This window comes from Ralstonia sp. OTU4908 (assembly GCF_038440115.1).
Classification (GTDB): domain Bacteria; phylum Pseudomonadota; class Gammaproteobacteria; order Burkholderiales; family Burkholderiaceae; genus Ralstonia; species Ralstonia pickettii.
In genome coordinates, this window is sequence record NZ_JASATD010000015.1 from 1 (window position 1) to 21,178 (window position 21,178).

Consider the following 21,178-nt stretch of genomic DNA (forward strand, 5'->3'; position numbering starts at 1 on the left):
CCAAGAATTTGGAAAATCCCCCCCCCCCCCGGGGCTATTCAACCGGGGGGGTCCCCGGGGGGTGCCCCCCCCCCCGCACCGGTACCAGTTCTTCCAGGCCGTGCGCCTGCTGGAGCAGCTGTTCGCGCGCGAAGGCGGCATGGCGCCAGAGCAGGCGCTGGCCACGCGCCTGAGCTTTCGCAACACGCTGTCGCTGTCGTTTCCGCCCAGCGAACTGCAGCACATCGAGGCCGAGGGCATCACCGCCGAGATGCTTGAAACCGACGCCGCGTTCATCGCTGCGCTGGAAGAGGGCGCGCTCGATTCGCTGGCGATCACGCCCACGTTCTTCGGCATGCTGGGCGGCCAAGGTGCCTTGCCGCTGCGCTACACCGAAATCGTGGCCGAGCGCGAAAGCCTCTGGCGCGATCGCGCTGCACGTGCGTTCTTCGACATCTTCTCGAACCGGGCCACGGCGCTGTTCTATCTCGCTTGGAAGAAGTACCGCCTGCCGTTCCAGTACGAAGTCGACAGCACCAAGCATTACCTGCCGCTGCTGCTGTCGCTGGCGGGGGCCGCTGACAAGACGCTGCGCCGCGATCTTTCCACCACGCCGGGGCCCATCCTCGACGAAGCGCTGGCCGGTTATGCCACGGCGATCCGGCATCGGCCGGTGTCTGCGGCGTACCTGCAGCGCGTGCTGTCGGATTACTTCCAGGCGCCGATGCGGGTGGAGCAGTTTGTCGGCGGGTGGTATCGCGTGCCGGCGTCGCAGTACACGCGGCTGGGCAGCACCAACAACGTGCTGGGCGCCACGGCGCTGGCCGGCGCGCGGGTGTGGCAGCGCGACCTGCGCGTGCGTCTGTGGGTCGGGCCGCTCAAGCGCGCGCAATACCGCAATTTCCTGCCGGGTGCCTCCGGCGCGCTGGCGCTGCGCAAGATGCTGACCATCCTGTGCGGCACCACGCTGGAGTTCGAAATCAAGCTGATCCTGCGCCAGCAGGACGTGACCGGCAGCACGCTGGACAACAGCAACGACGGGCGCCTGGGCTGGGACACCTTCCTGTGTTCCCGCCCCGCGCAGCAGGACCGCAGCGATGCGCAATACACGCTCGCGCCGCTGCATTGATACCGACACATTCATCGATTCTTCCGGAGCGCTGCCGCCATGGCCATCCCACTCAAAACCCTGATCGCCAAGCTGAATGCGACGAGCCGGCAAGCCGCCGAGCGCGCCGCTTCGCTGTGCATGGCGCGCGGCAATTACGAGGTCGATCTTGAACACCTGTTCCTGGCGCTGCTGGAAAACCGCCGCAGCGACTTTGCCGTGGCCGCCCGCGCCAGCGGCATCGACCTGGCCGCGCTGCAACGTGACCTGGAAGCCGAGATCGGCCGCTTCCAGACCGGCAATACCCGCACGCCAGCGTTCTCGCCGTATCTGCCGAAACTGTTCGAGCATGGCTGGCTGATCGCCTCGCTCGATTCGCAAATCACGCGCATCCGCTCGGGCCATCTGCTGCTGGCGCTGCTGACCGAGCCCAGCCTGTCGGCGCTCGCGCAACGGGGCTCGCGCCTGTTCGGGCAGATTGAAGCCGACCGCTTGAAGCACGACTTCGATCGGCTGACCGCCGGTTCGGACGAACAAGAGCAGGCGGTCGACATTGCCGACGACGGAGCAGACGCTTCGCAAGGCGAAGGCAGCAAGCCCGCCGCGGCGCTGACGTCCACTCCCGCGCTGGACCAGTTCACCGTAGACCTGACCCAGTCCGCGCGCGATGGTCGCATCGACCCCGTGATCGGCCGCGATGCCGAGATCCGCCAGGTGATCGACATCCTGATGCGTCGTCGCCAGAACAACCCCATCCTCACCGGCGAAGCCGGCGTGGGCAAGACTGCCGTGGTCGAAGGCCTGGCCCTGCGCGTCGCCGCCAACGATGTGCCGCCGCCGCTGCAAGGCGTGACGCTGCGCACGCTCGACATGGGGCTCTTGCAAGCTGGCGCCAGCGTCAAGGGCGAATTCGAGAACCGCCTGAAGAACGTGATCGACGAGGTGAAGAAGAGCTCGAAGCCGATCATCTTGTTCATCGACGAGGCGCACACCATCATTGGCGCAGGCGGGCAGGCCGGGCAGAACGATGCGGCCAACCTGCTCAAGCCTGCGCTTGCACGCGGCGAGCTGCGCACGATCGCGGCCACCACGTGGAGCGAATACAAGAAGTACTTCGAAAAAGATGCCGCACTGGCGCGCCGCTTCCAGGTCGTGAAGGTGGAAGAGCCCAGCGAGCCGCTGGCGGCCGCCATGCTGCGCGGCATGGCCGGGCTGATGGAGCGCCATTTTGGCGTGCGCGTGCTGGACGAGGCGATTACCGAGGCCGTGCGCTTGTCGCATCGCTATATCAGCGGCCGCCAACTGCCGGACAAGGCCGTCAGCGTGCTGGACACGGCGTGCGCCAGGGTGGCGCTGGGCCAGAGCGCCACGCCCGGCGCCATTGAAGACGACCAGAAAGCGCTCGAACGCCTGCAAGGCGAGATCAACGCGCTGGAGCGCGAGCAAAGCGCCGGTGCCGAGCACGACGCGCGCCTGAAGGCGCTGAACGAGCAGCGCACGCATCTAGAACAGCGCGTCGCGCAGAACACCGAACGTCTGGCGCAGGAGCGCGCGCTGGTCGCCCGCATTCAGGCGTTGCGCGAGGCGCGCGAAAGCGGTAGCGCCCAAGCCGGCGAGGAAGACGCTCTTCCCGTGGCCGCCAACAGCGACGTCGTCTCGATACCCAAGCGCAAACGCGCCGCCGACAAAACGGACGAACAGGACGAACTGGCCAGGCTGCTCGCCGAGCTGCGCGCGCTGCAGGGCGAATCGCCCATGGTGCCGCTGCAGGTGGATGGCCATGTCGTGTCGGAAATCGTGTCGGCCTGGACGGGCATTCCGCTGGGCCGCATGGTCAAGGACGAACTGCGCACGGTGCTGAACCTCAAGCCGCTGCTGGCCGCCCGCGTGATCGGGCAGGACCACGCGCTGGATGCCATCGCGCAGCGCGTGCGCACCGCCACCGCCAACCTGGAAGACCCGAACAAGCCGCGTGGCGTGTTCCTGTTTGCTGGCCCGTCTGGGGTCGGTAAGACGGAAACGGCGTTGGCACTGGCCGACATTCTCTACGGCGGTGAACGCAAGCTCATCACCATCAACATGAGCGAGTACCAGGAAGCGCACAGCGTGTCGGGCCTCAAGGGCTCGCCGCCCGGTTATGTCGGATATGGCGAAGGCGGCGTGCTGACCGAAGCCGTGCGTCGCAACCCGTACAGCGTCGTGCTGCTGGATGAAGTCGAGAAGGCTCACCCGGACGTGCTGGAGATGTTCTTCCAGGTCTTCGACAAGGGCGAGATGGATGACGCCGAAGGCCGCCCGATCGACTTCCGCAACACCATCATCATCCTCACGTCAAATGTCGGCTCGCAGGCCATCATGCAGGCGTGCCTGAACAAGTCTGCCGAGGAACTGCCCGATGCCGATGCGCTGGCCGAGCAGCTGCGCCCGACGCTCTATAAGGCGTTCAAGCCCGCATTCCTGGGGCGCATGAAGGTGGTGCCGTATTACCCGATTTCCGACGATGTGCTGGCCGAGATCATCACGCTCAAGCTGGGCCGCATCCGCGATCGCGTGGCCATCAATCACAGGGCCACGTTCCAGTGGGACAACGCGCTGGTTGAATCGGTGCTCGCACGCTGCACGGAAGTGGATGCCGGCGCCCGCGCGGTCGATCACATCCTCAACGGCACGCTGCTGCCGCAGATTGCCGAGTCGGTGCTGACGCGCATGGCCGAAGGCGGCAGCGTCGAGAAGATCAAGGTCGGCGTCGGCAAGAACGGCGAATTCAAGTACCGCATCAACTAAGTCGCTTCGCTGGAGCACATCATGGTCTCTCCGACCGAGTTGGCAAACCTGCTACGTGCGTCGTTCTCCCAGGCCGACCGGCTGCTGCGCATGGAAACGCCGCTAGGGCCGAACGCGCTTCTGCCTGAAAAGGTGGACGTTGCTGAGCACATCGACGCAGGCGGCTTCCGAGTGGAACTGACGGCGCTGTCCGACAACGCGAACATCGATTCGGCCAAGCTGCTCGGCCAGCCCGTGCGGCTTGACTTGCTGACCCAGCAGAGCCGAAGCGCACTGCGGCCGTTCCATGGCCACGTCACGCGCTTCGAGCAGGTGGGGGCCAACGGTGGGCTGGTGCGCTATCGGCTGGTGATCGAACCCTGGCTCGCCTTCCTACGCCATCGGCAAGACAGCTTCCTGTTCCAGGACATGTCGGTCATCGAGGTGATCGACAGCCTGTTTGGCGACTACCAGGGCCAAGGCCGCCTCGTGCCCGCCTGGCGCTGGGCCCTGCGCGACAGCGCGGTCTACACGCGCCGCAGCGTCATCACACAATACGACGAAAGCGACTTCGATTTCGTCACGCGGCTGCTGGCTGAAGAAGGGCTGTTCTATTTCTTCGAGCACGAAGCCAAAGACGGCGATGCACTGGGCGTGCACCGCATGGTCATTGCAGATTCGAATGACGTGTTTTCCGACAACGCACAGGCGAGCATCCGCTTTGGCCGCGCAGATGCCACCGCCACCGAAGACGTGATCGACCGCTGGCAAGGCGCCCGCCGTTGGCAGACCAATGCCGTATCGATCGCCAGTTGGGACTACCGCGCCAACGCCAAGCGCACCGCGCAACTCGGGGCGCAGCAGCAAAGCAACGACGGCCCGCAGCTGACGTTGCAAGACACCGATTACCCCGGTCAGTACTGGTTTGAAGACAACAACCAGGCACAGCGCGTCGCGCGGCTGATGATGGAAGCGCTGGAGCTGCGCGACAAGCAGTTCGGCGGCGAAGGTACGGCCCGGACATTGGCGACCGGCACGCGATTCCAGTTGCTCGATCACTTCGATCATGACGATGGCGAGCAGCGCTTTGCTGTGCTGGCCGTCACCCACCAGGCGCGCAACAACTTCAACGACCGCTTCGGCCAGGTGCTGACGGAAACACTGGGCGCGCTGCGCGGCGGCGATGTGCTGGCCGCAGGCAGCAACCGCGGCACGGGCGACGACGCGCCGTTCTATCGCAACCACTTCACCGTCGTGCGCGACAACGTGCCCGTGCGCCCCCAGCAGAGCGACGAGCAAGGCCGCGCGCTGCATCCACGCCCGACCGTCAATGGCAGCCAGACCGCGTTGGTGGTGGGTGCAGAAGGGCCCGTGCATACCGATCGGGACCATCGGATCAAGGTGCAATTCCATTGGCAACGCGGCGCTCGGTCGGCCAGCCGCCAATCGCATCCGGCCGGCGACGACAACGCGCGCGCCAGCGCAGGTCTTGGCGCATGGGTGCGCGTGACGGCGCCCGTGGCCGGCCCGAACTGGGGCGGCGTGGCGCTGCCGCGCGTCGGCCAGGAGGTGCTGGTCGAATTCCTGCAAGGCGATATCGATCGGCCCGTCGTGGTGGGCGCCGCCTACAACGGCAGCGGCCAGACTGACGCGCAATACAACCAGAACCAGGCCGGCGCAGCCGGCGCCACCGGCAACGCGCCGGCGTGGTTTGCCGGCGACAGCAAGAGCCAGGGCGCCTACGCCCACAACGCAGTGCTGTCCGGCATCAAGACGCAGGCGCTGGCCGGCAGCCAGTCGGGCTCGTCGGGTTACAACCAGCTCGTCTTCGATGATTCCGAAGGGCAGGGCCGCACGCAGCTCAGCACCACGCAGGCGGCAAGCGGCCTCGTGCTCGGCCATCACAAGGAACAGATCGACAGCGCGCGGCAGGCCGATCTAGGCCACGGAGCAGCGCTCGCGACCGACGACAGCGGCGCCGTGCGCGCCGGTGCCGGCCTGCTGCTCACCGCCCACAGTGCCGGCACCAGCGCGTCTCTGCAGGACAGCGAAGCTGCCGCCAGCCAGATCGAAGCCGCGAGCGACCTCGCCGAATCCCTCGCCGACGCGGCGCAGAAGCAGAAAGCCGGCCTGGCCGACGAACCCGCCGCCAAGGAACTCCCCGCGCTCAAGCAACTGCGCCACACCACCGAAGTGCTGCGCCACACCGAGAGCGCGGGTGAAGGCGCGCAGGCCGTTGCCTACAGCGAACCGCATCTGCAAGTCTCGGCGCCCAAGGGCATCGTCACAACAACACCGGCCGATGCAGTGCTGGTCGCGGGCACGCAGGCCACGTTGATCGCCAAGCAAGACACCAACGTCGCCGCGGGCGGCAATCTCTCAGTGGCGGTGGCGGAGGGGCTGAGCCTCTATGCGCACGGCAAGTCGCTCGGGCAAGCCGGGGATGCCGCACCGGGCATTGCAATGCATGCCGCAAGCGGCAAGGTCGGACTTTCGAGCCTCAAGGGCGAGACCCATCTGGTGGCCGAGAAGGCCGTGACGGTCGCCTCCACGCAAGGCAATGTCACTGCGGAGGCGAAGCAGCATGTGCTCGTCAATGCGGCCGGTGCGCAGATCAAGGTGACGAATGGAACGATTGAGTTGCATGCGCCTGGGATGGTGACGTTTAAGGGGGCGGGGCATCGGTTTGTGGGGCCGGGTGGTGCGGGCGGAGATAACAGCCTGGCGCAGGGCAAATTGAGGGGATGCAGTGTCCAGGAAGATAGCGCTGCCGCGAGCGGCGCGGGCTCGGTGTCGCGGTGAACGGCTTGACCCAGGACATGACGAATCGCATGTTGGCCGATTTAGCAGATGTGATGTTGAACGCCACCGCAGCAGAGAAAGAGGTTCCGGCTCACGATTACCTGGCTCGGTGCAGGGAGTTGGCGGCCGGCTATCGCATGCTGCAACAACAGGCCTCTCACGACCGTCCATTGCGCGCGTATTTGCTGCTTGACGCTTGGGAAGGTAATCCCCTTGCAGCCGATTTATCCGAACAGTGGCCCGAGACGATCAGCGAGAGGGAAGCCGTTCCCGATAGCTTTTACGCGGGCCGAGAGGACGAGGCGCCTTGCCTTGTGCCGTTCCCCGACCACTTGTTGCTCGATGCAGATTCCGACAATTTGCCCCAGGCGCGCGTGCGAGACGCGCTGGCTCGTTGGCTTGAGGAGGCTAGCAAGGAGGCGGGTCAACGATTGGCGAGGCAGTACTTCTGCGCTGTCCTGTTTAGTCCAGAGTCGGCTACGCGGCTTGCCCAGCATCTTGCTCAGCTGGGATTGCAATACGTACCGCGAAGTCACACGGCAAGACTGTTTCGCTATCAGGATCCGCGTGTCATGCAACGTGTCTGGCCGAGGCTGTCGACAGAGCAGCAGAACGTGTGGCTGGGACAAACGCAGGCGTGGTGGTCATTGACGCAACCATGGGGCCCCATGCCAGATTTGTCTGCAAGAGAAGATAGCGCCTCTCCCGCGCCGACCTGGTTCAAAGCGCAGAGAAACGTTTCGTCTGATACGCAAACCGTCGTGCCCCCGCTTAACCGTCTGATGAACGCGGACCAGTGGCAGACAGCCCATTCGTCGCCGATTGGGAATCGCATATGGGCAAGGTTGGCACGGCGAGGGGTCTCGGCTCAAAAACAGCCGGACGCGGCAAGCATGACCCGGTTGTTAAGCAAGGGACAGGAGCTGGGGTTGGTGGACTCCAATCTGCAGGACTTCATCTGGTGCAGCTGGCGACCGATTCTGCAAAGCGCACGGGACAGCGCGGCCGGTTTACCGATTGATTGGGACAGCCCACGGTGGCGCGACGTGCTTGCACGTGTTTTGCAAGCGCTGCGTAACGATCCCGAAGCAGGCTTTGCCAGCCTGTTTGAAGACTACGAGCAATTTGCATGAGGAAGCATTTCCATGGCCGCTGAAAAAGTCTGTGCAACGCCGTGCAGCAACTGCGATCGCAAGGGGCTGCCTATCTTGTTCACGCGATACGCAGTTGCTTACAGCGCTCAGAAGGCAAACATGGCGTTGCTCAAGCAACTGAGTCCCGCTGGGCAACTACAGGCCAAACCTGCTGGTGTTGCGATCGGAACGGCGGTTTATAACGTACGCTTGCTCCGTGCGGGCTATCTGTACGTTCACGTTGACCGAGGCCCTCTCATCTGCACCGACGATGAATGGAAGGGCTATGTGGTGCATCCACAAGGGTATCTGACCGAGTTCGATGTGTTTGTGCCCGGGAAAACGGCACCGAAGATCGCTTGTGCGCGCGACTCCAGGCAAGCGAACAACAGCATGGTGTGGATCCGAGATGCGAAGCGAGTGAAGAAGCTCTGGTATCTGTTTAGCCCAGATCCGATTGACTATGAGCATTTCAAAAACGTGATTTCTGCCAATCCTGCCGCGTACATGAAATCGTTCGATGTGGCAGGCTGGGCAAACGGCAACACGAGTCAGCCCGACACGACGCAACCAGGACTGCTCAATGGGCAAGTGGCCGAGTTTGCTGCGTTGGCGAACCCCAAGTTAATAGATGCGCTGGATCCTTTGCTGTATGGCTTGATGGGCAGTACGCCGCAGGAACGCGGCTGGGGCGATTACCAGGAGGAGGTTTCGACTCCGAAGATGACGCTGGACGGTTACGCTTCAGGTTTTGATGAAACAACTACGGTTATGCGGACTGGCCCGACTTATGAGAAGGCCCATGCAGCCCGTCTGAAGCAAATGGCTGCGTTCTTGCAGCAGAACCACGGTGCGGTAGTTGCGTGTGATGATGCGATGGGTATCACACAGGAGTTGGGCCACTTGCAAGGCGAGGCGCAGACCGTCTACACAGCATGGCAGGCGAGAAGCTCTCCAGGGTTTGATAGCAGTGTCAGCAATGAATGGGTGTACCAAACGGCCATAGGTGCACAAGGCTTGCGTGATCTTGTAAAGAAAGGAGCGATCCAAAAAGCTAGCGAGCATATTGATAATTGGAACAAGATGCGGCGCCCCGCAGGGGTGTTCTATGCAGACAAGGCGACACGCGCTAGGGAGGAGGCCATTCGCGAAGCGGCGATTGCCCGCAACCAGCAAGCCGAGCGAGATCGGGCAGCCGCAGCGGGCGATGCAGAGTTCAAAGAGTTGTTTGATTCGACTTCCGCTGCAACGATTATTGCGGCCCAAGGCAGTGAGTACAACAACGTGCAGGCGTTGCGCGAGAACCTGGGGCGCGACCAGGTTGCCTGGCTCGACTCGGCGTCGCTCAAGCAAGCGATTGCGCTATATAGCCCGAAAGACACGGCAGTCAACCAGCCGGGGGGCGGCGCGGCTCTGAGTTTGGAGTTAGCGCACTGCATGAGCGGAACGGAGTCCAACAAGGCGGGCAAGGCCTGGCTCGCGAAAGTAGATCTATGGGATGACAACGTGCTCGGCAAGACGCTGTCTTTCAATAATGTGCCTTATCGCCAGCAGATGAAGGGGCTGACGCAGGAATCGCCTCCTGCACAGGCTCTGCCAAATGCTGAACCAACGACAAGTCTTGCTGACGCTATCACGGACAAGTTGAAGCCATTTGCCGCCCGAGTTTCGCTGGGGGACAAGGCGCTGGGCTTTATGGAAGCTTTTCCGAATATCAGCGAGAGCGCCGCGCTGCGCAAGTTTGCTTGGCCGCTGCATATCGCGTCGCTCATGAGTGTGAAGATGATGAAGACTGTTCAAGGTCTTCCAGTCCCGCAGGTCGAGGCTAAGCTGACCAGGTATCTCGTATCGCTTGGTCTAACTACACTCGGCCGAACAGCGGCCCAGTACGCCGGGACGCTGTCTCAAGCAAACCGAGACCGACTGCGAAACGCCGAACGAGGCCTTTCCACTGCAGCAAACCGGGCTGATGCCTTCAAAGCGGCTCCGAATGCGCGCGCTGCCGCGCTGGCGGGTTTGTTGGATGTGAGTTTTGCGATCATCAAGGGCACCCAATTCCAGACGAAAATGGATGCCCGAACCGGGACGGAGTTGGTCGGCAATATTCTGCAAGGTATCGGAAGCTTGGCGGATTGGAGGGCTAAGGCTTATGAGGAGACCGTATTCAAGGGAATTGAAGGTCGCAACCTGTTCGCAACGCCTGGCATGCAGGCGACATTCGATGAGTTGCAAGCCCTTCAACTCAAGGGACTAAGGCTGACGGCGTTCAAATTCCTGCTGCCCGCTGCGCTCATCTCGGCATTTTTTGATGGGATTGATGCTTGGACGTCGGGGCAACGAGGAAACTATGCAGTGATGGCGGCTCAGATCGCAAGCGTGGCTGGTACGGTTTTCACCGTTGTAAGCACTGGCGTTGCCGTTTTTGCAATAGGAAACGCCTCGTTGCTGGCGGTAGCTGCTGTACTGGGTCTGATCGGCGCGGTTCTTACTGTCGTGGCGGTCATTGCAGTTCTGCTTCTCAAAGAGGACGACTGGATTACTTGGCTGCGCGACAACCCACTGAGCTTGAAGCGGAAGGGAAAAAAGCCAATACACAACAATCTAGGCGACACGCTTCAGAAGTTGGCGAACGCGCAGTCTGGAATTTAGGTGGGAAAAAATGTTTGTACGTGAAAACGCCTACGCGCGAAAAAAAAGTCGCTCCTCTGAGCAAGGTCGCAAGTACCTCAATGTTGACGGGCAGCGCCAATGGCGTGTTGACGAGCCCAGCGATGCGGAGGGCGTGAGCCTCCCGGGTAGATGCATTTTTGCGCAAAACGATGCGTACCTCGAAATATGCAATCCAGGATGGGATCTGCAGTGGCGAGCAGGCATTGGAAACTTTTTTGTCGTGATTCCAGCGTTGTTAATGATATGGTGGTGGTTTGGTTTCGCCATTTATCCATTGATATCGGATGGAGTTATTTTCTTTTTTGTGAAAACATCTTTAGGGGATGGAGACAAGGTTCTGTTGTGGATGGGGTGGCTTCTTTTCTTCCCATTGGCTATTGGATGCGGATTCTTGTTATACCTGTGGTTCTTCGTCGGCGGAATGCGCACTGCATTCTTCACGCTGGCGCGTGGAAGAATTCGATTTAATCGACTGAAAAGAAAGATATACGTATTGCGACCACGCTATTGCGGCGGCAATGTGGTGATCGACTGGGACAAGGTCGTCGCATTGCTGAAACCCGAGGGTGTTCGACGGGGGGATAAGGAGACTGTTCAGGCGATAGCGCTATATCGCCCTCCCTCTCACGGGGGCGGAAGTGATTCCGATGAGGACGCGATCTTTGTCGGGCCGACTTTGCCGTTCAGGGATCTGCAAGCGGCTGGCATGTGGGAATACATTCGTCGCTACATGGAGGAGGGCCCTACGGTCGACCAGATTCCGCCAAACGCGCCGTCGAACTACAAGCAGATTCCGCGTTATCTGCCGCAGGAATACACGACGTACTGCGGTAAGCCCAGTTGGCGTCAGTACATCTTGGAGCAGAAGCCTGGCTTCATGGAGGCGTCTTGCCACATGATGAGCCAGATGACATGTGCGTGGCCCCGGTTTCCTAAAGAATGGGGGAGTGATTCGGGCCTGGGCGAGCCAGAAGATCACCCGGTACAAACGGGCGCTGTAATGACCGCGATGGTGTATCGGGCGCAGGGTCGCTTGTCTGCAGAAGATAATCTCGAGTTCTTGCGGCGCTGGGGCACGCACGATGCATTGAACGAGGCATTGTCTAAAGCCGTTTAGCCGTGTGCCTATGCACCTAGGATTCTGGAGGCGCGGTTGCGATGGCGGGCCACCGAAAAGCACCGTAGCTCCTTAGCGACAAGCCGCCTACGCATCCGAGCCCCCGACATGCGCCTCTGAACTGCGCATTCCAGCCGTGGACCTCGCAATGCAAGTGTCAAACAGCGGCATTCCACTGCCAGAGGTCCAATATTTCGACCTCTGACGGGCATGGCCGACGGTCTGAGCCCTGGCGTGGGAGCCTCAATGCTGCACGTTTCGTTGCACGAAGGCGGAAGGCCGCTCTCGGAGGTCCGATGGGCCGGTTGTTTTAGAGCGGAGTGTGGACCGTTGTGCCCCGACGGCCGTTCTTTGAGGCCGATGTTCCGCTGTCGTACTGCCAAAGAAAAGGGACTCCAGGGCAACGCAGCAGGCAAAGACAGCGGACTTCGGCGCTTCACATCGGAAATCCGGGGAGCGCTCTGCCTCAGGCAAGCTCAGGCAGAGCGGAGAACGATGATGAGTGGTCGAGATGACGGGAAATGCATCGAAGCTGCAGCCGCAGAGCCCCTACTGGTATGAAGACTTGCCCGGCCCAACCGTGCCGCTCAAGTCCAGCGACAAGAATGACCAACTAAACCTCGCCTTGACCTCAATTACGATGGGCCCGTCCACACATGAAGATTTAGAAACAATGCCCCCAACCGCCCCAAGCCTGCGTAGCATCTCCACCGTCCGCCCCGCGCGTGCGGACGTCACATTCACGCACGCTGATATGAACGCTCTGCTCCGCCTCGCCGCCGCTTGTGCTGGGGTCGCGTTGCTCGTCACGCCCGCCTTCGCCCAGGACGACACCCCGTTGCAGGTTTCGTACCGCCAGGTGCTGACCGAATATTTCAAGGACGCGCCGACCGCGTCAAAGAAATACGACGGTCGCCGCCTGGTTTTCAAGGGCCAGGTCTATCCGTTGTCCGACGACAGCCTGAACACGCTGGCCGTGACGGAAGACCTGAAGGTGGGCGCGCCGTTCCAGGACGATCAGCGTGACGCGCTCAAGGCGCTGTTTCCCGATCACAAGCTTGCGGCGTACAAGCCCAGCAAGGACATCACGCTGGACTGCTTGAACCGGCACTTCGTTGGCCTGACGCTGGCGCTGGCGGATTGCCGCGTCGGCAAGCCCTGATTTTCGTATTGCATTCCGGTTTCGTTTTCGATCATGGCCACTCTTCCGTTTGACCAATTGCTCGCTCCGCTGCCCGGGGCACAACCGTGCGGCGAAGACATGCTCTTCTCTGCAGAATTCGACAGCATCCAGGATGCGCGCCGGTTTGATGACCCGTCACTCGATCAAGGTGAGTGGGTCACGGAGATCAAGGAAGCGGATTGGCGCGCCGTCATCGCCGAAAGCACGTCGCTGCTGCAGAACCGCACGAAGGATCTGCGCCTGGCCGCATGGTTGGCCGAGGCGTTGTCGAAGGAGTGTGGCTTTGCCGGCCTGCGCGAGGGCTACGAATTGATCGCCGGATTGTGCGAGCAGTTCTGGGAGCACCTCTATCCGCTGCCGGAAGCCGACGATCCTGAAGCGCGCACGGGCAGCATGGCGTGGCTTGCCACGCGTTCGAGCCAGCTCATTTGCGAGGTGCCGCTGGTGGAGGCGGGCAAGGGCGGCTATAGCTTGATCGATTGGGAAGTCGCGACCAGCCTGGTCGAAGCCATCCGCCGCGATCCGGAACAGGCCGACGAGCTGTCGCGCGGAAAAATCACGCTGGAGCAGTTTGAATCCGCACGGCGCGCCACGCCGCCTGCCTTCTACAAGACGCTGCACGATGATGTGGTTGGCTGTGGCGCCGCGCTGTTGCGGTTGGAATCCGTTCTGGATGCACGGGCAGGGGACCACGCGCCGAGTTTCCGCCCCGCGCGCGAAGCCTTGCAAGCGGTGCGCGCGTTGGTGGAGCGCTTCGGTGGCAAGCCGGAGCCCAAGCCAACCGCCGTGGAAGCGAAGGGTGTTCCTCAACAGACGGCGCAGTCTGCCCCCGGCACCGTCATCGAGACGGTAGTTTCCGGCCCCATCCGCACGCGCGCCCAGGCGTTGAACCAGCTGCGCGATGTGGCTGAGTTCTTCCGCCAGACCGAGCCGCACAGCCCCGTTGCCTACCTCGCCGCACGTGCTGCAAAGTGGGGCGACATGCCGCTGCACGCCTGGCTGCGCACGGTGGTCAAGGACGATGCGACGCTGTCGCAGATCGAGGAGCTGCTGGGCCTGGGCGATCCGCCCTCGGAAAGCGCCAGCTGAGCCGGCTAACTGCTCGAACAACCACCGCAGCCGCTGGATCCGCAGCTACTCGAGCTGCAGCTGCTGGAGCCATTGCTGCTTGAGCTGCAGTTGCTCGACGTGTCGCCTCCGGAGCCGCCGGAACTGGCGCCGGCGGGTGGTCCCATCATCGATCGGTATCCGGCCCATGCTGTGTTGGCCAGCACGCTGGTGCCGCCAAACGCAGTCAACCACAGTAGATCGTGCGTCGACAAACCTGAACGTGGCCCCTGCTGGCCGCGCTGCCGATAAACATCGAGCGCCGCGTTGGCCCCCGCGGTGGGGCCGGCACGGCCCACGCCGATCAGTCGCGCCGTCACCCACCAGTAGACGATTCCGAACAGCGCCATCTCCATCAGCAGCCACATCACCGGGCGCCCTCGCGACAAGCCCACAAAGACCTTCATCACACCGAGCCACAGCGTCGCCAGCACAATGGCCCAGGCTGCGAGCGGCGTTCCGCGCATCGCGCCGCGGGTCCACATCCATCCCTCGCTGCGTAGCCGGTCTGTCATCTCGGGTGCTTCGTCGACGAGCCGATCCCGGAAGTTCGGCCATGGCGCGCGCTGCTGCGTTTGCCGGGCGAGCCATGTCCATGCGTTGGTGTGACGCTTTGGGGGGCGGTCCTGGTTCGCGACCACGTAGGTGTCGCGGTCTCTTTTTTTCTTTGCTGGAGGGACGATGCGGATCGCTCCTGCATCCAGCAACGTCAAGGCCGCAACCTGCGCCATTCGCGTCGCATCGCCGGCGATCAGCGCGGCTTCGGCAGGTGTCAGCTGACGCGGTACGCTGCCACCCGCGGCCCCCCAGGGGTTCCGGCTGTAGGCAGCGCGATGCAGGCCCCGAATCAGCAGACACGCCATCACGCACACACCCAGATAGAACGCGAGAAAGCGTGGCCCTGAATAGCTCAGCACATGAACATCCGAGGCGACATTCGTGGTGATTGCGATGAGGCTGATGCCGATCACAAGCCATACGGATGGTATGAATGAGCGCGCTGTGGATGCGGGCGGCATGACCGGATCCGGCGCATGCCGTGTGGGGACAATGGTTTCCGACGCCTGGGCTGCATCGGGCTGCTCCGGCCTCGGCCAGACATCGGCCGGCGGCTCCTCGCCGAACGTGCGCCGATAGCTTTCCAGTGTTTGCGCGTAATGCTGCGCGTAGGCGTCGTCTTCGTCCGGCGCGCCAATCCCGGGCGCATGATGCAGCGGCGCGCGCAGTACTTCGCCGCAGAACACCGTCCAATACTCTTTCGAATATTGCAGATGGAGATGCCAGGCGGCATCGATCGCCTCGGAAGGCGTGATAGGGTGCCCTGCAAACACCGCCAGATACGCGAAGCGCTTGTATTCCTCGATGACGGTCAGCGTATATAAACGCGACCACCCCTCGGCTTCGGCCAAGCGTTGGCTGAACGGCAATGGAGCATCGGGCGCGTCCGGTGAATACTCGCTCAGCCGAAGCAGGCACGCCTGGCGATCCGCGTCGGTCGGCGCTGCCGGATCTCTCTGCGTCACTTACTCGCCCGAAACTCGATCCGCCGATTGCGCGAGCGGCCTTCATCGGTGTTGTTGGCTGCCACCGGCTGATCCGGCCCCACACCCATCGCGGTCAGCGTGCCTTGCTCGGCGCCCTTGGCGATGAGGTAGTTCTTGACCGTCTCGGCGCGCGCCTGGCTCAGGTTGAGGTTCAACGCTCGGCTGCCGGAGTTGTCGGTGTGGCCGACGATTTCGATCTTGCGGCCGTTCAGGCGCGGCAGTACGGCGGCCATTTCATCCAGAATCGCGCGGCCCTTGGGGGTGAGCGTGGCGCTGCCGGTTTCGAACTCGATGATGCGGTTGGCCAGCGTCTGGTCCAGCAGCCCTTGCTCGGACACGGCCGCTACGCGCAGCCCATTCTTGATCGTGTAGCTCTGGCCCAGCGCCGTCGCCATGTCACTGGTCAACTGCTGGCGCTGCGCCTCGTTGCCGACGTCGCCGTGCAGCGACACCTGCGTGCCGTCGATGTTGAGCTGTCCGCGGTTCACCTGCTTGATGGCCGGCGACAGGATCTTCTGCACATTGGCCGACCAGTTGGGCGGCGACACCACGTTGCCCACTTCGATCTGGTCGACCACGTTGGCGCTGCCGTACAACTCGCGCAGCTTGGCCAGCACGGTCGCCTTGGTGGCTTCGTCCGGCACCATGCCGCCGGCCACGACCTGGCCAGGCACAGGCGCGGCATCGCCCGCTGCGGCATGCGCGGGCAGGGCACTTGCCAGGCAGGCCAGCATGGCGGCGTTCGTCACCAGTGTTGCAGGCCGGAAGCCGCGCTTGATTGCATCCAGACCCATGTTCATTCTCCGATGAAGACTTCGCGGAAGGTATCGACCGCCACGCGCAGCGACAGCTGCGGTTGATCCAGGTAACTCACGAACTTGGCCAAGCCGTAATCTCCGCTGACGTGCTGGTCGACCCATTCCGGATCGTCGATGTTGATGTTCTGTTCGGCATACGCCAGTGGGGACATCACACTGTGCAACGTGCGTGACGAGGCGCCGTTGAAGCCGATGACCAACCGCTCGGCGCCATTGATATCGCCCAGGAACAGCGACAGCTCGAAGTCCGCCCGCTGCAGGAAGCGCGACACCAGCTCCAGCCAGAAACTCGCGACCAGGCTGCGATAGAGCGGGTCTGCCGGCAGCGGTAGCGTGAGCCCTTTCTCAAGCCGCGACGAGCCATTGGCCATCACAGGTTGGAGCAGCGTGCCGAGCGCGAGCAGGGTGCGGCGCAGACGGATGTTGTGGCCCTCAGCGCGCAGCATCTGCTCAAGGCCGGCAACGGTCTGGAAGTCGATGAAATCCGAAAAGCTCGCGTCGTGCGACTGCGTGCTGGTGCCGCCCGTGCCGGTCTCCACGCCGTGCTGCCCTTCGGCCAGCAGGCGCAGTCCTTCAGTGGCGTCGGTGGCGGTGCCGAGCGAGAGCATCTGCTGGCCGGCGCGTGTCCAAAGCCGGGCGAGTGCAATCGGGCTGCGGGCGATGAAGTTGATCGGGCGCTCGACCTCCATGGCCGCTGCCGTCAGGAACGGAAACCGGCGCGACGACAGATCGCTGCTGGCCATGAGCGTGCCCGCAATGGCGAGCTTGCTCTGCGAGCCAAGAAACGCAAACTGCACAGGCTTCCAACTGTCATAGGTCGACTTCCAGTCCGGGGCTTCGGCCAGCAATTCCATGCCTTGCGCCAGCCAGCGGTCCAGCGTGTCGAGCAGCTGGACGTTGTTTGCGCTTTTGACGAAGTCACCGCGCGACGGAAGCTTGCCGAAATACGAAAGCTGCAACTGGGTCTGGCTCATTGCGCCGTCCCTCCTTGCTCTTCCGTGATGTTGTGGCGTGCGGCCTGTGTAGACACGGCCGCTTGCGCGGCAGGCGCCGTGCCTGCGGGCGCTGCCGGAGCAGGCGGCGTCAGGGTGTTCTGCGGTGCCGATGCATCGGCAATCGACGTCGGCAGGCGCAAGCCGCGCAGGCCTTGGCCCTGCGGCGAATCCGATGCCGTCGTGCCACCGGCCTGCGGGCTGCTGATGATGCGCAGGCTGATCGATACGGTCAGGTTGTCCTTCGTCCAGGACAAATCGAATGCGCCGTCCGGACGACGCTTGCGTTGCGCTGTCGCAATCAGGCGCTCCAGGCCGAAGCGGCCGGGCTCGTTGAGCAGCTCCACCGTGCGGCCGTCAAACGTTGTGGCCGTCACGCGCGCACCCGGGGTGCCTTGCGGATTCGGCCACACGAAATTGGCCCACTGCGGTGGCGTGTTGCGATAGCGCAGTTGTTGTCCGTCGATCTCGATCGTGTATTCGGTGGCGCCTTGCGACGGCACCGGCAGGATCTGGAACACCGTCTGCGGCGCTGCGGCTGCGGCACCGCCAGCACCACCGGCGGCGCCACCCGTGAGCGGCGCGATCCAGCGTGTGAAGCCCGTGGTGAACTCGGGCACAAACGCGATGCCAAGGTCACCCCACGTGCGGGAGGCGATCATGTCGCCACGGCGCACCGACAGCGGACCGATCGTCGTGCTGGCGAACTTGGCGATTGCGCCGTCCGGGCCGAACACCTGGCCGATCTCAGCCGCGCTGGCCTCGATCTTGGCGTTGGGTGCAAACGGATACTTGTCTGCCAGCGTGGTGGCGAACGGCTGATACACCTGGGCGTTCCAGACCTTGTTGACTTCCGTCGTGGCCGGGCGAATCGCCACCGCGTACGACTGCAGCAGCGGACGCACCAGCAGCGGACGCAGCGTCGCGCGCTCGCTGTCGGTCATGCCGGTCAGCATCTGCTCATCCACGTACTTGAGCGTGTCGGCCAGTTCAGAGCCGTTGCCGTCCAGTGTCTGCTGCATCAGCTGGCGCGCACCCGGCCCCGGGTCGCCCTGATTCTTGATCTGGTTGAAGCGCGTGCGCACCTTGGAGAGTGAATCCATGTAGCCGCGCAGCAGCGACTTGTCGTCGCGCATGACTACCACGCGTGCCAGCCCCGAAAATTCCTTGCCCACCGGGCCCATCGGAATAGCGCCGGCATCGGCATTGCCGCCCACGTCCAGGTTGACGTTCACCTGCGACGGCGTCTGGCGCGCAAACAGCTGCTTGAACCATCCCAGCACGCCGGACTTGGCCTGCTTCAGGCCGGCGTTGAACATCGACGGGTTGTCCCACGACGTCTGCTCGTATGCGGTGTCGAGCACCTTGCGGATCGGCGAGTTGGTTGGATCGCCCAGCAAGTTCATGCCGGTGACGGCCTGATCGAAGCTGGAGAAATCCTGGATCGCCACGCCTTGCATGAAGCGTTGCCATTCGCGCGCGTATTCGGTCTTGTACATCGTGACCAGCGCCTTCTGGATCTGCTCGGGGCTGCCTTCCAGCGTGAGGTCGTCGCGCGCGGCAACGTTCAGCACCCAGTCCTTGGTCTGCAGTTCCTTGTTGGCCGCTTCCTTGATGGCGGGCTGCACGTAGCCCAGCCACGCTTCCTTGGTGAACGTGCCGGGCACGGCGTAGCTGCCGGCAACCAGCCCGGCACCGGTATCGCCGACGATGCGTGCGACCGTCATCGGGGCGTAGCGCGTGGAGGCGCGGGCCTTGATTTCGGCGTACGCACGTTCGCGTGCGGGCATGCCGCGCACCACGCGGCGCAGGTTCTCACGCGTCTGGTCGACCAGCGAGAGATTGCCTTCCAGCAGCGGCCAGTTGTCGTCGTTTACGCGGGCCAGGAAGAACGACAGGTTGCGCTCCGCCGAGCGGATCATCTGCTCGCGCGGCATGTTGCCCCGGTTGTCTTCCAGCCAGCCGCGCCAGAATCGCGTGATCTGATCGGTCAGGTGTGCGACCTCCACGTGGCGCTTGTCCGACAGCATCAGGTAGGTCTTGAGTGCGTTGTAGCCGTCTTCCACGTTGGTGGGGGAGGCATCGGTGTAGCGCTTGGCACCGGTCGACGCCGTAGCCTGGTTTGGCGCGGCAGGCGCGTTGGCCGCTGCACCCGAGGCGCCCGACGCACCGCCCACGGTGGCGGTAGCCGTCGTCACGGACGTGGTCATCACAGCGCCGGTTTCCGGCGGGCGCACCATCGGTGCTAACTGATCGGGATGCGCGTTGACTTCTGCCAGGAAGGTTTCGATCGCGCCCCCCACGGGCTTGAGCATGACCTGACGCAGGCCGTTGTAGTACTCGTCGAGCAGCTTGTGCTGCAGCGTGTCGCCCTGGTACAGGCCCAGCGACAGCGCGAGCGGATGGTCGTTGCGATACCGGTCGAGCTGTTCGATCCGGTCTTGCAGGATGTCGAGTGCCTCCAGGCGAGCCTGGAGGTCTACCCGGTTCTGCTGCATCTTCACGATCTTGTCGAGGTCGGCCTGCACGTTGGCCGTCAGCGTGCGGTTGCCCATGTACGACCACGTCCAGCCGCCGAGCATCACACCCAGGGCGAGCACCAGCGCAAAGAACGTGGCGATGCGCAGGCGCGTCTTGGCGGGGCTGGCGAATTGCCGCACGGTCTGCTTGTCGGCAAAGATCACTTTCGAGAACAGGTCGCGCAGGAAGAAGCCGTTCTTGGAGAACACCTCGCGGGTGCGTGCGGCGCCGTCGGTCGACAGGCCAAAGCGTCGTGCGATGCGTTCGGCCGATACGCTGTTGGTGGCTCCTTCCTGCAGCGCGCTAGTGAAGTAGAAGCCGCGGAACACCGGTTTGTACTGGAACGGGTTCTCATCGAACAGCGTCATCAGGAACGCGCGCAGCGTCGGCTTGATCGACGCAAACTCCAGCGGGAAGCTCAGCAGCCCCGGCGAGAGCTTGTTGTTCCGGTGCAGTGCGATCTGCGCCACGCTGATCTCCTTCAGCCCGTCGCACAGCTCGTCAAAGCGCTGGTCGAACACGGCCGCCACGTCGGGCTTTGAATCCGGCTCGAAGGGCAGGGTGGCGCCCCAAACGCGGTCGCGCTCCTGCTTCTCGCTGTCGCCAAAGAATTCGGTAAAGCCGGTGATCAGGTCGGCCTTGGTGAACATCACATACACCGGGGCAAACACTTCCAGGCGTTCGGTCAATTCCTGCACACGCTGGCGCAGGTTCTTGGCCAGGTTGATGGCGAATTCGGGGCGGTTTTGCGTGAGTTCCGACACGCTCACCGTCACGACGATGCCGTTGATGGGCGCCTTGGGGCGATAGCGTTTGAGCAGGTCGAGGAAGCCGAGCCACTCGCGGCGGTCTTCTTCGTGCACCGAGTAGCGGCCGGCCGTGTCGAGCAGGATGCCTTCGGTGGTGAAGAACCAGTCGCAGTTACGCGTGCCGCCGATGCCCTGGATGACCGCGCCGCCCTTGTCGGCAAACGGAAACTGCAGGCCGGAATTGAGCACGGCCGTGCTTTTGCCTGCCGCCGGATTGCCGATCACGATGTACCAGGGCAGCTCGTACAACGCCGCGCTGCCCGACATCTGTCCGAGCTTGGAGCGCTTGATGGTCTTGACGGCTTCTGCCAGGCGCACGCGCAGGGCTTCCACTTCTTCGCGCTTGTCTGGCGTGGCGGTCTTGTCGGCAGCGGCCTGTTCCAGCACGCCCTCCAGCTTGTTGCTGGCCTGACGCGCGCGCCAGCGCTTCCAGAGATACGTCAGCAGCCACAGCGCGAGCAGCACGCCCAGCGCGATGCCGACCCAGACCAGGCCAACCTCGAAGGTCTGCGCCATCAGCAGCAGGAAGATGGTCAGCACGATCACGCCAAGAATGGATAGCGTGCGTGAGTTGGTCAGGAAGTTCAGGAAGCGTTGCATGTTGCCTTCGGCTCGGGAACAGACGGAATCGGA

At 63.1% G+C, this 21,178-nt stretch carries 12 protein-coding genes; 8 read left to right on the forward strand and 4 right to left on the reverse strand.

Annotated features, from left to right (window positions below):
• The first annotated feature begins 61 nt into the window (after nt 1-61).
• From tssG to tssA, 8 genes are all read left to right on the forward strand, one after another.
• Nucleotides 62-1,108 (forward strand): type VI secretion system baseplate subunit TssG, encoded by a 1,047-nt coding sequence (tssG, locus tag AAHM38_RS14580; protein WP_342234295.1) that lies wholly within the window; start codon nt 62-64, stop codon nt 1,106-1,108.
• Between the two features lie 39 nt (nt 1,109-1,147).
• Nucleotides 1,148-3,871: a type VI secretion system ATPase TssH gene (gene tssH, locus AAHM38_RS14585; RefSeq protein WP_182552928.1), complete on the forward strand. Its 2,724-nt coding sequence runs from the start codon at nt 1,148-1,150 to the stop codon at nt 3,869-3,871.
• A 21-nt stretch (nt 3,872-3,892) separates the two neighbouring features.
• The gene (locus tag AAHM38_RS14590) at nt 3,893-6,652 is read left to right on the forward strand and encodes a type VI secretion system Vgr family protein (protein ID WP_116575973.1); all 2,760 of its coding nucleotides are present in this window, start codon (nt 3,893-3,895) and stop codon (nt 6,650-6,652) included.
• Nucleotides 6,649-7,785: a DUF4123 domain-containing protein gene (locus AAHM38_RS14595; protein ID WP_116575972.1), complete on the forward strand. Its 1,137-nt coding sequence runs from the start codon at nt 6,649-6,651 to the stop codon at nt 7,783-7,785. Before AAHM38_RS14590 ends, AAHM38_RS14595 begins: the two co-directional genes overlap by 4 nt.
• 12 nt (nt 7,786-7,797) lie before the next feature.
• Nucleotides 7,798-10,434, forward strand: coding sequence for a T6SS effector BTH_I2691 family protein (locus tag AAHM38_RS14600; RefSeq protein ID WP_116575971.1), 2,637 nt, complete (start codon nt 7,798-7,800; stop codon nt 10,432-10,434).
• 10 nt (nt 10,435-10,444) lie between these two features.
• Nucleotides 10,445-11,572 carry a DUF6708 domain-containing protein gene (locus AAHM38_RS14605; RefSeq protein WP_009241807.1) on the forward strand — a complete coding sequence of 376 codons (1,128 nt, stop codon included), beginning with the start codon at nt 10,445-10,447 and terminating at the stop codon, nt 11,570-11,572.
• A 754-nt stretch (nt 11,573-12,326) separates the two neighbouring features.
• Entirely contained in the window at nt 12,327-12,734 is a 408-nt protein-coding gene (locus AAHM38_RS14610; protein ID WP_171924799.1) for a hypothetical protein, read from the forward strand.
• A gap of 33 nt (nt 12,735-12,767) precedes the next feature.
• On the forward strand, nt 12,768-13,844 hold the full coding sequence (gene tssA / locus AAHM38_RS14615) for a type VI secretion system protein TssA (protein WP_116575969.1): 1,077 nt from the start codon (nt 12,768-12,770) through the stop codon (nt 13,842-13,844).
• A 5-nt stretch (nt 13,845-13,849) separates the two neighbouring features.
• Here the strand turns inward: tssA and AAHM38_RS14620 are convergent, their stop codons facing one another.
• From AAHM38_RS14620 to tssM, 4 genes are all read right to left on the reverse strand, one after another.
• On the reverse strand, nt 13,850-15,271 hold the full coding sequence (locus tag AAHM38_RS14620; RefSeq protein ID WP_259394423.1) for a TIGR04222 domain-containing membrane protein: 1,422 nt from the start codon (nt 15,269-15,271) through the stop codon (nt 13,850-13,852).
• Nucleotides 15,272-15,381: 110 nt separating this feature from the next.
• Entirely contained in the window at nt 15,382-16,200 is an 819-nt protein-coding gene (locus AAHM38_RS14625) for an OmpA family protein (RefSeq protein ID WP_009241803.1), read from the reverse strand.
• 2 nt (nt 16,201-16,202) lie between these two features.
• Complete coding sequence (tagF, locus tag AAHM38_RS14630) at nt 16,203-17,198, reverse strand: type VI secretion system-associated protein TagF (protein ID WP_065855156.1); 996 nt, start codon at nt 17,196-17,198, stop codon at nt 16,203-16,205.
• The gene (gene tssM, locus AAHM38_RS14635; protein ID WP_116575967.1) at nt 17,195-21,145 is read right to left on the reverse strand and encodes a type VI secretion system membrane subunit TssM; all 3,951 of its coding nucleotides are present in this window, start codon (nt 21,143-21,145) and stop codon (nt 17,195-17,197) included. The genes tagF and tssM overlap by 4 nt, the downstream gene beginning before the upstream one ends.
• Between the last annotated feature and the right edge of the window lie 33 nt (nt 21,146-21,178).

Coding starts and splice junctions, on each gene's coding strand:
- AAHM38_RS14590 (WP_116575973.1), top strand. CDS start 3,893: ATGGTCTCTCCGACCGAGTTGGCAAACCTGCTACGTGCGTCGTTCTCC.
- tagF (WP_065855156.1), bottom strand. CDS start 17,198: ATGAGCCAGACCCAGTTGCAGCTTTCGTATTTCGGCAAGCTTCCGTCG.
- AAHM38_RS14605 (WP_009241807.1), top strand. CDS start 10,445: ATGTTTGTACGTGAAAACGCCTACGCGCGAAAAAAAAGTCGCTCCTCT.
- tssH (WP_182552928.1), top strand. CDS start 1,148: ATGGCCATCCCACTCAAAACCCTGATCGCCAAGCTGAATGCGACGAGC.
- AAHM38_RS14610 (WP_171924799.1), top strand. CDS start 12,327: ATGAACGCTCTGCTCCGCCTCGCCGCCGCTTGTGCTGGGGTCGCGTTG.
- AAHM38_RS14625 (WP_009241803.1), bottom strand. CDS start 16,200: ATGGGTCTGGATGCAATCAAGCGCGGCTTCCGGCCTGCAACACTGGTG.
- AAHM38_RS14600 (WP_116575971.1), top strand. CDS start 7,798: ATGGCCGCTGAAAAAGTCTGTGCAACGCCGTGCAGCAACTGCGATCGC.
- tssA (WP_116575969.1), top strand. CDS start 12,768: ATGGCCACTCTTCCGTTTGACCAATTGCTCGCTCCGCTGCCCGGGGCA.
- tssM (WP_116575967.1), bottom strand. CDS start 21,145: ATGCAACGCTTCCTGAACTTCCTGACCAACTCACGCACGCTATCCATT.